The sequence below is a fragment of the Pseudoalteromonas xiamenensis genome (assembly GCF_017638925.1).
Taxonomy (GTDB): Bacteria; Pseudomonadota; Gammaproteobacteria; order Enterobacterales; family Alteromonadaceae; genus Pseudoalteromonas; species Pseudoalteromonas xiamenensis.
In genome coordinates this window covers 820,681-833,518 of record NZ_CP072133.1, presented here as the reverse complement: position 1 = coordinate 833,518, position 12,838 = coordinate 820,681, and the positions used below count along the sequence as shown (strand labels likewise).

The 12,838-nt window shown below is 44.1% G+C and carries 8 protein-coding genes and 2 pseudogenes; 6 read left to right on the top strand and 4 right to left on the bottom strand.

The genetic code is table 11. The annotated features are described in order from the left end of the window. Window positions 1-264: 264 nt before the first annotated feature. Together J5O05_RS04090 and J5O05_RS04085 are read left to right on the top strand one after the other, a co-directional pair. Window positions 265-594 (top strand): SpoIIAA family protein, encoded by a 330-nt coding sequence (locus tag J5O05_RS04090; RefSeq protein WP_341874705.1) that lies wholly within the window; start codon window positions 265-267, stop codon window positions 592-594. 275 nt (window positions 595-869) lie between these two features. Then, window positions 870-1,421: an alpha/beta hydrolase gene (locus J5O05_RS04085; RefSeq protein WP_208843704.1), complete on the top strand. Its 552-nt coding sequence runs from the start codon at window positions 870-872 to the stop codon at window positions 1,419-1,421. Between the two features lie 127 nt (window positions 1,422-1,548). Here J5O05_RS04085 and J5O05_RS04080 read toward each other — a convergent pair. Continuing rightward, window positions 1,549-2,774: pseudogene (locus J5O05_RS04080) on the bottom strand (EAL and HDOD domain-containing protein). A 285-nt stretch (window positions 2,775-3,059) separates the two neighbouring features. Between J5O05_RS04080 and putP the strand changes: the two are divergent. The 3 genes and pseudogenes from putP (at window position 3,060) to J5O05_RS04065 (ending at window position 6,232) form a co-directional block, all read left to right on the top strand. After that, a pseudogene (putP, locus tag J5O05_RS04075) lies at window positions 3,060-4,542 on the top strand (sodium/proline symporter PutP). 41 nt (window positions 4,543-4,583) lie between these two features. Further along, window positions 4,584-5,438, top strand: coding sequence for a kinase (locus J5O05_RS04070; RefSeq protein ID WP_208843703.1), 855 nt, complete (start codon window positions 4,584-4,586; stop codon window positions 5,436-5,438). After that, window positions 5,435-6,232 carry a PhzF family phenazine biosynthesis protein gene (locus J5O05_RS04065; RefSeq protein ID WP_208843702.1) on the top strand — a complete coding sequence of 266 codons (798 nt, stop codon included), beginning with the start codon at window positions 5,435-5,437 and terminating at the stop codon, window positions 6,230-6,232. Before J5O05_RS04070 ends, J5O05_RS04065 begins: the two co-directional genes overlap by 4 nt. Window positions 6,233-6,274: 42 nt before the next feature. On the opposite strand, the gene J5O05_RS04060 is transcribed toward J5O05_RS04065, so the two are convergent. Further along, window positions 6,275-6,736 (bottom strand): HugZ family pyridoxamine 5'-phosphate oxidase, encoded by a 462-nt coding sequence (locus J5O05_RS04060; protein ID WP_208843701.1) that lies wholly within the window; start codon window positions 6,734-6,736, stop codon window positions 6,275-6,277. A gap of 209 nt (window positions 6,737-6,945) precedes the next feature. Between J5O05_RS04060 and J5O05_RS04055 the strand changes: the two genes are divergently transcribed. After that, a complete protein-coding gene (locus J5O05_RS04055) occupies window positions 6,946-8,970 on the top strand; it encodes a methyl-accepting chemotaxis protein (RefSeq protein ID WP_208843700.1) in 2,025 nt (674 codons plus the stop codon). A 121-nt stretch (window positions 8,971-9,091) separates the two neighbouring features. On the opposite strand, the gene J5O05_RS04050 is transcribed toward J5O05_RS04055, so the two are convergent. Further along, a complete protein-coding gene (locus J5O05_RS04050) occupies window positions 9,092-10,312 on the bottom strand; it encodes an iron-containing alcohol dehydrogenase (protein WP_208843699.1) in 1,221 nt (406 codons plus the stop codon). Window positions 10,313-10,453: 141 nt separating this feature from the next. Next, the gene (gene ygjK / locus J5O05_RS04045; RefSeq protein WP_208843698.1) at window positions 10,454-12,733 is read right to left on the bottom strand and encodes an alpha-glucosidase; all 2,280 of its coding nucleotides are present in this window, start codon (window positions 12,731-12,733) and stop codon (window positions 10,454-10,456) included. Between the last annotated feature and the right edge of the window lie 105 nt (window positions 12,734-12,838).

The following is a 12,838-nucleotide window of genomic DNA, read 5'->3' as shown; positions in this document are numbered from 1 at the left end:
CCCTAACACTATGAATAAATTCGATCTTATCGGACCAACACGTAACTGAGGATGTGACAAATTGTCGCACTTTTAGAAAATGGCAGGTCGTTGAGATATCGCCTTCTAGCAGCTATCTGATTTTATTAAGATAAATTTCCAACGTCGCTTAAGTTTGATGTGATGTGGGGTTCATTTCTTTTGATGTAAGGCAAAGTTTTGTCTCATTTTTGTTTCCATGCGAGACGTTGCTTTTTATAGTGGGTTTAACAAAGGAGGTCTGTTATGCAAACTCATGGTTTATCAATCGGCATTGAGCGCATAAATGCACAAATATTTGTTTCATTAAAGGCGGTTGGCAAGTTAACGCACGACGATTATCAAACGATTATTCCTATGTTGGAAAATGCGATGTCAGGTATCTCACACCCTCAAATTGATGTGTTGTTTGATGCAAGTGATTGGCAAGGCTGGGAATTACAAGCTGCGTGGGATGACTTTAAATTTGGCTTGAAGCACGGGAAAGAGTTCAACAAAATCGCTGTTGTTGGAGTCTCACACGAGTGCAAATTGGCTTGGCAAAGTGGCGAGCTGGTTTATCAGCGGTCAGGTTAAGTTTTTTGCAACGCGTATGGAAGCACTTGATTGGTTAGACAATAATGATTAAAACAGTCCCTTATTTGATTCTGTTTATGTTTGGAGCCTTAGGTTGCTTTCATGCAAATGCAGAAGCTCCGTCGTACCTAAGGCAAAAATAGCCGATTTAGTGGTCGGTGAGCAACTTACTTTCGATTCGAACGTTTTGCATGAATCACGAACGTTAAATATTCGATTGCCCGAAGCATACCAGAGCCGTCTATCAGAGACTTTCCCTGTCGTCGTGGTTTTAGATGGTGGACTTCGATGAAGACTTTATTCACATCGCAGGTCTAACGCAGTTTTTGAGTTTTCCATGGATAAAGCACATCCCTGAATCGATTGTCGTTGGCATCAAAAATGTGGACAGAAAACGAGATTTTACGTTTGTAACAACCAATGAGCGAGACAAAAAGGATTTTCCAACAACAGGGCACAGCGCCGAGTTTATCCAGTTTCTTTCGCAAGAATTAATGCCTCTGCTGGAGCAGCAATATCGTGTGTCCGACATCAAAGTATTGATGGGACAGTCACTTGGCGGTTTGCTTGCAACGGAAGTATTGCTCAAACACTCAACGTTATTCACACATTATCTTATCGTTAGCCCCAGCATGTGGTGGGACAACGGCAGCTTGTTTGAGCAAGTTGCAACGAGCAATGCGTCGTTTAATCGAGTATTTATCGCGGTGGGTAAAGAGGGGAAGATAATGGAAGAAGATGCGACGAAACTACACGATAAGCTTGTTGAAAAGTTTGCCAACAAACCTATCGGTTTTCAATTTTACCCCGAGACTCAATCACGGTGATGCGTTACACAAAGCAGCGTATGACGGACTCTCGTTTTTGTTTAAAGAACCTGAAGCAAAAACAAAACAGCCACTTTAACGTACTGTGCAAAGTTCGATGTTGTCGGACTTTGCACAGACTGTCAGTTTAAACTTCAAGCACACCCATTTGTTCTTGGCTCCAATGGAGCGCTTCTTGGAAGAAAGCGGGTAAGTCGTCTTGGCTTAACCCCATTTGGCTTGCGCCCTTGTTGGCTTTTTCCCAGTGTGCTTGTTCGTAGTCGATAACTAAAGTCAGGTAAGCGGCTAGCTGCCCATCTCGTCTAAGTAATGCATCTTTTATGTCGATAGATAGAGGGAGCTTATTCATCACGCTATCCATAGACTCATCCAAGATGGCGTCCATTAAGGACATCATGCCGGTCAAAAATGCGGTGCCGGTATCTTTAAGTTTTCCGTGTTTTTCAGCCAATAACTCACAAAAACGAGTTCTCGAGTTAACGACAACTTAATCAGTTCTATTGGTTTTTCTGAAGACACTTGTGCAGCAAACAGAAGCGACAAGAATTTTTTAAGCTCAGCATTACCCAACACAACCAGCGCTTGTTTAATGGTTGAGATTTCAGCGCGGCGTTTGAACGCTGCTGAGTTTGCGTAACGTAGTAGCTTGTAGGAAAGATTGACATCGCGCTCAAACACTTGCGTCACGCGTTTTAAGTCCATATCCACCGTTGATGTCTCGTACAATAATTCGGCTAATGCCATTTCGGATGGCGGCAATGCCTTGCTTTGCACCATTTCGGGTTTAGCGAAAAAGAAACCTTGAAAAAGTGTAAAACCTAAGTCCATAGCCTGTTTATAGGCATCATACGTTTCGATTTTTTCCGCAACGAGGGAAATATGGGGGAACTCTTCAATCGCAGCTTTGATTTCTTTTATGGTATCGAGCGTTGTGTTTAAGAAATCAATTTTAATTTGATCAACAAACGGGTAGAAGTGACGCCAGACTTTTTGATGCTGATAATCATCAAGTGCAATGGTGTAGCCTTTTTCTTTAAGCTCCTGTACGGCGGCCAGTAAACGTTTACCCGGTTGCACGGTTTCTAGAATTTCCACAACGAGTTGTTCTCGTCCAAGCATCGTTGGATAGCCCTTCAATAGGGTTTCTAAGGTGAAATTGATATAGGCTGGCTTGCCATCAGTGAGATCTTCTAAGCCGAAATTAAATTGACTGCCTTCAATTAAACGCGACGTTGCTTCGTCACCATCAATATCAGGGAATACATTGCTAACGCCATCACGAAAGAGTAGTTCGTAGCCGATTAAATTTTTGTTAACATCGAGAATTGGTTGGCGTGCCGCATAGAAATACATAAACCACTAAATCCAAAAATATACTTCACAATTTAATAGGAAATATAAGTCAAACTGACTAGGATTTCATTCTTTTTATGAAACTATTCCATGATTTGGTATGGGAATTGGTCAGGTAATATCGTTCCGAATATTGAAAGAATGTAACGGCTCATCTCAGCGGTTGGAGTTCTGATGCTTGAGCATGTTATAGTGGGTGTTCTTGTTCAGTAACAGGTCGTTTCCCCAATGCAGGTTAAAAGAGCATGCGATTGTGGAAGAGACCCATAATAATAGGAGGAAGAATTGGAAACAGGTACTCTGATTTCTTTAGCGGTGTATTTCATCGCAATGCTCGGTATAGGTCTTTACGCATACCAAAAATCAACAAGCGATGCGTCAGGTTATATGTTAGGTGGGCGTAGCTTACCCCCGAGTGTAGCCGCACTTTCTGCGGGTGCATCGGATATGAGTGGTTGGATTTTAATGGGGCTACCTGGTGCGATGTTTGTGTCAGGATTAAGCAGTACTTGGATTGCAATTGGACTTGTGATTGGGGCATGGTGTAACTATTTAATCGTCGCGCCGAGACTTCGTGTCTATACCGAAGTAGCCAATGACTCTATTACCATTCCTGATTATTTCGCCAACCGCTTTGAAGACAAAGGCCATGCACTGCGCATTGTCTCGGCGCTCGTTATTATCATTTTCTTCACGTTGTACACCTCATCTGGTGTTGTTGCGGGTGGCAAGCTGTTTGAAAACTCGTTTGGAATGAGTTACGAAACAGGCTTGTATGTCACAACGGGTGTGGTCGTGTTATACACGTTATTTGGTGGTTTCCTAGCGGTGAGTTTAACGGATTTCGTGCAAGGATGTATCATGTTCATTGCGCTGATATTAGTACCAACTGTAACTTACAGCTTACTTGATGCACCACTTGGCGAAACCTTAGTGAACATTAATCCGGATATGCTTAGCTGGATTGGTGCAGGTTCTGCTTTGGGTATCATCTCTGCAATGTCTTGGGGATTTGGCTATTTCGGGCAACCGCATATCATCGTTCGTTTTATGTCTGTTCGTAGTGTTAAAGACATGCCTACGATGCGACGCATTGGGATGAGCTGGATGATAGTTTCAGCGCTTGGTGCGGTCTCTACAGGTTTGTTTGGTGCTGCGTATGCCGCGCAAAAAGGTATCGTGGTGGAAGATCCGGAAACAATTTTCCTTATCCTTTCTGAACTTTTATTCCACCCATTGATCGCAGGCTTTTTACTTGCGGCGATCCTTGCTGCAATTATGAGTACTATTTCGTCGCAACTTTTAGTGAGTCTCAAGTTCATTAACGGAAGACTTCTATAAGATTTTCGTGCGTCCAGATGCGTCTGACAAGGAGCTGGTATTGGTGGGCCGTATCAGTGTTGCATTGGTCGCTGTGCTTGCGATTTACCTTGCGTATGACCGCGACAGCACGATTTTGGGCTTAGTAAGTAATGCTTGGGCAGGATTCGGTGCGGCATTTGGACCACTTGTAATTATCAGTCTACTGTGGTCAAGAATGAACTTCTATGGAGCGTTGGCAGGTATGGTTTCTGGAGCCGGAACTGTCCTAATCTGGATTTACGCGCCAATCACCATCAATGGTCAATCTTTGAGTGGTTTGCTGTATGAAATCGTGCCCGGGTTTATTGTCTCGACACTAGCGATTGTGGTGGTCAGTTTGCTGACACCAGCGCCAAACGAGAAAATCACCGACACCTTTGAAAAAGTAAAAGCACAATTAAGTTAATCAAAAAGCCGCTGTTTCAGCGGCTTTTTTTGAGGCCGCTCATGCAAGCTTGGCAACGTCGTTTTCTTTCACAGCATCAACTCAAGCGAGACTATCTTAGCGTAGCGACGAAACTCGCGCGATGCGTACTCGCAAAGATTGACACATCTCCTCGGTTTCCCATTATTGGTATCAATGGTCCGCAAGGCAGCGGAAAATCAACCTTAGCCGATTATCTGTGTCAATTCTTAGAGAATGAGCGAATGATGTCGGTAGGAGTCGTGTCGATAGATGACTACTATTTGTCGAAATCTCAGCGGTTTATTCTGAGTGAAACGGAACACCCTCTGTTCAACACGCGAGGCGTGCCAGGAACACATGAAGTTAGTCGAGGCATTCAGGATTTTACAGCGTTCAAGCAAGGTAAAGCTATCGCATTACCTCGGTTTGATAAAAGCATCGACGACAGAATTGAAGACTTGCCATTTAAAACATTCGATGTACTTATTTTTGAAGGTTGGTGCGTTGGTATAAAACCAGAGACACAGAGCAGACTGGCAGAAAACACGAATGCGTTCGAAACAACGTTTGATGCAGATGGCACGTTTCGGCGTTGTATCAATCACCACTTAAGTTGCGAATATCAAGAGTGGTTTCAATTTATCGACTATCTTCTATTTTTAAAAATAGAATCCTTCGATTCCATATTAGAATGGCGATTGCAGCAAGAAACTCAACTTTTTGACATCAAAGGCAAAGGTATGTCAGCGCAGCAAATTAGCCAATTCATTCAGTTTTTTGAACGTCTTACCCGCTGGGGACAGTATTCACTGGAGGACAATGCCGACCTTCAAGTGAATGTCGACAAGCAACATAAAATGACGTTAGCCTGTAAAGCGTATAGGGACAGACAATGAAATTACCCATTTATCAAGTTGATTCATTTACAAACGAAGTGTTCAGAGGCAACCCTGCGGGCGTTTGCTTGTTAGAAAAATCGATTGATGAATCGATGATGAAATCGATTGCTGCTGAAATGGCGGTATCTGAAACGGCCTTCCTCAACATTAACGATTACACACTGCGTTGGTTTACACCTGAAGTGGAAGTAGCGCTATGTGGTCATGGCACGTTGGCGGCGGTGTGTGTTCTGCAGGAGCTTGGTTTAGTGTCGATAGGTGACTCAGTCAGTTTCAAAACGTTATCTGGAAAATTAACGGCTTCAATTCACAAAAACCAGACCGAATTGCAGTTTCCAATGCCAGAGCTTGAACCAACGAAAATAGCACAACCGTACCTAGACGGGCTTGGTTTAGCGGAGCACTCGTTAGTAGAGGGATTCAATTACGGAGAAAAACAATTGCTCATAGTGAATGATGAATCGGTCGTGCTTGAGTTAATGCCTAATTTTAGTGCGCTCAAAGCGCTGCCTGGGCGAGGGATCACGGTTGCATCCGTAGCCACGCGAGAGGATGTGGATGTTGTTTCTCGCTACTTTGCACCTTGGGTTGGGGTCGATGAAGATCCGGTCACAGGAACAAGTCATTGTGCACTTGCGAAGTACTTTCCTATGCGTTTGAAAAAAGAAAAATTATTGGGTTACCAAGCATCAAAACGTGGCGGTTTTGTCTCGATGAAACTAGAAACTCAGGACCTTGTGGTACTCGGTGGGCAAGCTGTGATCTCGCTAAAAGGTCATATTAGAGTCTAGGCAATAAACGTTTGCTAAAGGCAATGAAGTGTAGAAGAGAGCTTAGCTCTCTTCATACCATTCTTCTTTTTCGAGCCAAAATATTTGACCAAATCCAGCAATAAAACGCACGCGTTCAACGTCAATTTCCCAAATGTAAAAGTCACCCAACTCGGCATATTGTTCGGCATCTCGATACTTCTGACAAAACAGTGCAATGGATTCGAGAGAGTCTTGGCGCGGTTTGCGTTTTGCTTGTCCAAGTAAAGTGATTCTGGCGGCATTCGCCGCACCAAGTTTGTCCTTTTGCAGTACGGTCAATGAGAGCTTGTTGTCTTTCGAGAGATTTTTCGTGTGCTGCGCTAAGTCACTTATAAATAGGCAAATATTCCCATTTTCTAAAGATAAAAATTGTACCATTGAGCCAAAAGGATAGCCTTCCATCGAGTTTGAATTCGTCGACAACACGGCGATTTCACCGTCTTGCAACAGGGATTTTGCCTCTAGTACTGCTTCTTTTCGCATGGGATTCCTTGCAAATTTCAATATATGGTTCAAAGCTTATCAAAGCACTAGGAGAAAATCTCCCGGCTGACAAGCAATATAGTCGAGTTTTGACTAAGATCACTGAATACGCACAGACATGGTGCAATTGCAAAAATGTTTAGAGTAAGTTGTTGGATTTTTAACAACTTTGTATCATAGTGGGCTAAGCTCAAGAACAATAAGAAATTATGTTGAATAAATTGTCTATTAAACAGAAGATTACGCTCGGTTTCAGCGCGCTAGGCACGCTGCTGCTTTTGGCGTGTATTCTTGCTTATATCGCGCTCACTCAAATCCAACAAGCGAATGATCAAGTTAAAAGTGTGGCTGTGCCCGTTCAGCGTGCAGCCGATGCACTACAATTGCAACAGCTCGAATTAAGTAAGCTGCTTGCCCAAGCATTCAGTCAGAATGCGAAAAATGAACTTGAAAAAGAACAGCAAGCGTTTTTATCTTTGCTGCAGCGGTATCAATCCCAACAAAATCAATTACTCGCGCTTATTTCTGAAAAGCCCAGATTACAAAGCAAATTGCAAAGTGCCATTGAGCAAAGTAAGAATTTGGCTACAGCAGGGAAACAGTTGTTTGCGTCAAAGCTTGATGTTGAACAACGTCGTGGACAGTTATCACAAGCAACGGCAAAACTCGCTGAGTTTAAAGATGAAGCAAGCGGCGCCATGCTGGATATTGAATTGATTGAAACGGACAAACAGCGTCAATTGGAAGAGGTAGCGGGCACGGGTGTGCGAATTGACGACATGCTATTCACGCTAGGTAATAATAGTAAGGCAATCAGTCAATTGAGTGCGACTGAACTGACCCAACATCAAGATGATATGCGTTTCTTATTGGATAACATCCGTAACAACTATCAGTACTTGCAGCAGCAGGCGCAAGGCCTGCCTATGGACGAGTTAAGAGAACGCTATGATGGTGCGATGGCGAACGTAACGCAGTTTTTAGCGTCGCCAGGCACGTTATATCAAGTTCAACAACAAAAACTCAGTGCGATTGAAAAAGCGCAACAGGCCTATAGTTCAGCTGAATCAAATGCCAATGAAGTCATTGCTTCACTTCAAGAGTTACAAGCGGGCGCAAAAGAGCAATTTGAGCATTATCAAGATGTTGCGCAAACAAAAATTGATCAAGCTAAAAGCATGGCAATTGTCTTGGCGATGGTGTTTATTGGTCTTGGGGCATTTATTTCTATATCAACAAGTAGAGCAATGCTTGGCCCACTGAATGCGGTCAATAAAATGCTGAATTACCTTGCGGCTGGGGATTTCTCTCGTCAAATGAATAAGTTCAACGACGATGAGTTTGGCCAGCTTATCGACAATATTAATCAGGTAAAAAACAACTTAAGAGGCTTGCTCGAAAATATAAATCAGCAGGTGCATGAGTTGGAAAACCTCTCTCAATCGTCGTTGTCCAGAAGCACTGAAATCGCCTCCAATGCGAATACTCAGCAGCAGCGTATGAAGGATGCAACGGATTTGGCGAGTCGTATCTCTCATAGCGCTTCGTTGGTCAGCCAAGAATCACAAACGAGTTTGGATAGCATTCACGAAGCGGAAAGCGAAGGCAAGCAAGTGACGCGTATTGCAAATGATAACCGCGGACACATTGTTTCGTTGAGTAAACGCATGGATGAAGCGGTCAATATTATGACTAAGTTGACCGCGCACAGCCAAAATATTGGCAGCATCTTGGATACCATTTCTTCTATAGCTGAACAAACCAACTTGTTGGCGTTAAACGCCGCGATTGAAGCAGCAAGGGCGGGTGAGCAGGGTCGAGGCTTCGCGGTGGTTGCGGATGAAGTGCGTACGCTTGCGTCCCGAACGCAAGATTCGACGAATGAAATCAATCAGATGATTGCTGCTTTGCAACAAGATACATCGATTGCATCTTCGGCGATTAATGCTGGCAAAGAGGACGCATCGTTGTGTGTTTCTCAAAGCGATGCGCTAGTTAATGCAATGACACAAATCTCAAGCGCGTTGAGTAATGTAATTGTTCTCAGTAGCCGAGTCAGTGAAGCAGCTCATAGTCAGGCGGGCGACTGTCGCAGTATTGAGGGCGTTATGAATGACGCACAGGATACTGCACGGCAAAATGCGAATGCGATGCAAGACATGGCTAAAGGTAGCGCATCGCTTAGCGAATTCGCTGGGCGCTTAACCGGGTTGGTCGAGCGATTTAAGTTATAGTTTTTCCAACGATGGCGAGGCTTTTTGCTTCGCCTTTCAAATTGTCTCTCAAGGTTTATTTACCTTAAATGTACTGTTTACGTTTGCTTGGTGAGGCCGTTTGTTTCTGTCTGTCTCTGTATTAAACCGTCTGTTCTAACACTTCAATCGGAATAACCGTATTTAAAACGGCTCTGCAATCTAACTCTGACATAAAGACTGGCACAGGATAGTCTGGATGGGCCTCGTTTAGCGCAGCTTGAATGAGATGTTTAATGTCTTGCGCACGGATTTCAGGTAATTGGGATTGAATATTGGCTTGCTCAAGTAATCGTTCAATGTGTGTCAAAAGGTCTTCGGCTTGTTTTTCCAGTGGGTAATCCATAGAGGTTAATTGACATGCTCTCGCTATTTGCGCGAGTGTTTTATGAATGCGCTTACCATACCAACGTAAAACAGGCATCAATAGCACAGCATTTGCAAGGCCGTGGGGTGTTCCATAGGTCGCACTTAATTGGTGGGAAATAGCGTGAACATAGCCGACGGAAGTTCGTGTAAAGGCTTGTCCAGCGTAGTGCGATGCGAGTAAAAGTGACTCGCGCGCTTCTTTATTTTGTCCATTTTTTAATACTTCAGGTAAATGTTCGAAAATCAACACACAAGCATCGAGGGCTTTTTGTCTGGCAAATGTCATGCAATTTATGCTTAAAAGCGCTTCGATGGCGTGAGTGAGCGCGTCAATCGCGGTCGTTGCGGTAATGTGAGGGGGCAGTGTGGTCGTTAATTCAGGCATCAGCACCGCATGTTGAGGTACGAGCATAAAATCTGTTGCGGCATATTTTTGTTTGTTTTCAGGATCATTAATCACAGCGGCAACGGTTGTCTCAGAGCCAGTACCCGCGGTCGTCGGAATGGCAATGTTTGGCGGCAAGCGTTTTAACACTTTGAACAGACCTTTTAGTTGCGCAGTGGACTTATTCGGCTTAACAATACGGGATCCGATAAACTTACCGCAATCTAAAACAGAACCACCGCCGACGGAGACGATGGCCTGACATTGATTATCCAAATAGCAAGAAACACCGGATTCAACATTCTCGATTGTCGGGTTAGGTTCAACGTTGTTGTACACAACGACGTTTAGCTGCGCATCTTCCAACAGCCGTTTGACAGGAGACGTGATACCAAGCTTTTCAAGCTGTCTGTCAGTAACTAAAAGTACGTTAGAGTCAGGCGCAAGTTGTAATGAGGCGATTGCGTTTACAAGCCCTGAGCGTCCACGATGGAGTTTGGGATTTGGGATCCCAATAAAAATGACAATACACTTTAAAATAAAATGGTAAGTTCGGTAAAACAGCCTCATGTCAGTTCTCCATCTGAACATTGTTTAAGCAAGACGGTGCACCGGAATGCATTGCGTTGATTAACCAATGTTACGCAAAGCACCGAATATGCATTGTCTAATCTAGCATGGATTATTTGTCTTCTCACACTTTATGTCAGTTCAAAATTCCGTCAGAAGTAAATATAAGTGAGCTGCGCTCCAAGAAAAGTTCGGTGCGCCTTGTTGCTCACCATTTAGGGGGTGATAATTTTCGCGGATTGGGGCATTTCCTGATAATCCGTGGGCATGTACAAGTAATGTGTCGGTGAGTTGTCGAGCTTCATCGTTGTAGCCATAGTAACTAAGCCCTTTGACACCGAAATAAAATTGATCAAGCCACACTCTTCCCCGCCAATAAATATCAGGACCAAACGCGGGGTTACTTAACGCGGCAGTGGGTAAGGGGACGTAAGTATTGAACTGCGTTTTTGACATCATGGTGTCGCGTACGCGTTTCGCTTGTTGAGGCGTTGCGACTTGATTGAAAAGGGGAGACCAACCTTCTGGTCCTTTTCCTCGCACTGTAATGGGCTTGCCAGCGCAGCCATTCTCCAATGGCGTTGCTTCAAGACGAATATCGTAAAAGTACCCTGAAAGAGGGTCAAACATGCAAGTTTGAATGTAGAGGCTGAGTGTTTCGGCTTGTTGCTGAAAATAGGTCGCTTCAGAGTCATAGCCTAATGTTTTTGCAATTTTTGCCAAATAGCGATTGTCGGAAACCATGTAACTGGCTTGGTCGACGGATTCTTGCAATAACGAAAAGCCCAGTAAGTTGCCTTTTTCGTCGCGATTCTCACCAAAATCAACGTGCCAGTCGCGTGCTTTGCCACCTTTGGCAATGTACTGGGTCAGTTGTTCTTGTGAAATAAAACCAAAATTAGCGGCATCGTCTCTGCCGGATTCCCACGATGCCGCTGTTTGCGCAGGCACCTCCACAGGTTGTTGTTTAGCATTAGCTTTCATGTAACGAGTTAGACCATATTGCGTGACTTTTTGCCCATGCTGCTCAATCGTAAATAAAAGCTCACCCTTGTCATTATTGTGTGCTTTATCTACCGTCGCACCGTATTCAGGCACGCCATTGTGATTGTGGTCACGGTTTGTCAGCCACCATTGTCGATATGCTTTCAGTTTTGGATAAAGCTTGGCAAGCCAAACTTTGTCACCGCTTTGCTCATAAACCTGAAAAACGGACCAAGCAGCAAGACTTGGTTTTGAGTTTCGTTCGCTCCAATTACCCCCATCGCCGCCACGTTCAGGGCTTTTATTAAAGCCAATCAAGTCAGGCAGCATGCCAGCATCTTGGGGGCGAAGGGGATCTGAGGGCTGGATTTGAGCGTTGAATACGGTATCTATGTTATTTTTTGCCAGTGACGGGTGAAAATACGCAAGCGCGTAGGCTTGTTTCCAAGAATCCCAAGGCCAAGTCAAATTACCAGAAAACCATCGAGCGGTAACGGAAGGGCTTACCGTATCCGTTGAAATGTCGCCAGCAGGGCTGCGCCAGTTTGCAATGAGTGTTTCAATGGCCTTTACGAGCATCCGAGCTTTGTCGCCACTGTAATGTGCAACTGGTGACAAGTAGCGTTGCCAACGCAGTTCCGACTGAGAGAGATAGGTGTCGGGTGAGTGCAAAATCTGGGCTGTCTTAGTTTGGTGAGCCATTTGTTCAGTCGCATTGTGGAAGTACTGATAAGTAGTGTAAAAAGTTTGGCTTTTCTCTATATGGCTTGTCGCACGAAATGAATTCCCATTTATTTCAATGTTCATCGGTAAAGTTTTTTGCATGACATAGCGATTTGTACCCGATGACATCAGTTGCCAAGGTGAACGAACGCGGCCAAATTGCACTTCAAGCCCTGATTGGGTTTGAACATAGTGTGGGTTAAATGTTGGAAACAGTTCGGTCAGCGGCTTATTGGCTTCATAGTGTTGGATAAGTTTGCCGTCAAAAACTAAAGTGAGTGGAAACGCGGTAGTGATCACGGTTTTGAGTAGGGATGTGCGCTCATCGACAAAACGCAGAGTGAGTGTTACATCCACCCCTTGAGCATAGAGGTGTTGAGTTAATAATCCCGGCTCACTCTGTACGTCAGCCTTGAGCGGTATTCGCTGGTTATTGTGATAAAGTGAGAGTCGGTCAAAATGTTCATTGAGATAAAAAAGGTATTCTTCGAATATAATCGGGGAACCTGGAAAACCACCTAGTTCAGCGTCTGAGCGAGGAAGTAAGTGGCCGTGCCACGCGCCTTCGTCAAACAAAGGGTTAAATGGACTGTGTCCGTATTTATCAGTCGGTCTAGACACGGTAGGTTCGCCTAAACGGTCAATCACATTTTGCCATTTTGCTGATACAAAAGGCGAAATCAGCAAAAGTAAAAGAGAGGTAACGAGACGCATATAAAACCCTTTTTAGGATATTGTATGCAATTGTGGGTTTGAGTCTAGGTCTTTCTCCATATTTACCTCATATTTTGCTAGCATACTAAGCGTATCGTCGTTTAA

Bases quoted from the DNA above. Each gene is read 5' to 3' on its own strand.
- ygjK (WP_208843698.1), bottom strand. From the start codon at position 12,733: ATGCGTCTCGTTACCTCTCTTTTACTTTTGCTGATTTCGCCTTTTGTA.
- J5O05_RS04065 (WP_208843702.1), top strand. From the start codon at position 5,435: ATGAAATTACCCATTTATCAAGTTGATTCATTTACAAACGAAGTGTTC.
- J5O05_RS04055 (WP_208843700.1), top strand. From the start codon at position 6,946: ATGTTGAATAAATTGTCTATTAAACAGAAGATTACGCTCGGTTTCAGC.
- J5O05_RS04060 (WP_208843701.1), bottom strand. From the start codon at position 6,736: ATGCGAAAAGAAGCAGTACTAGAGGCAAAATCCCTGTTGCAAGACGGT.
- J5O05_RS04090 (WP_341874705.1), top strand. From the start codon at position 265: ATGCAAACTCATGGTTTATCAATCGGCATTGAGCGCATAAATGCACAA.
- J5O05_RS04050 (WP_208843699.1), bottom strand. From the start codon at position 10,312: ATGAGGCTGTTTTACCGAACTTACCATTTTATTTTAAAGTGTATTGTC.
- J5O05_RS04085 (WP_208843704.1), top strand. From the start codon at position 870: ATGGTGGACTTCGATGAAGACTTTATTCACATCGCAGGTCTAACGCAG.
- J5O05_RS04070 (WP_208843703.1), top strand. From the start codon at position 4,584: ATGCAAGCTTGGCAACGTCGTTTTCTTTCACAGCATCAACTCAAGCGA.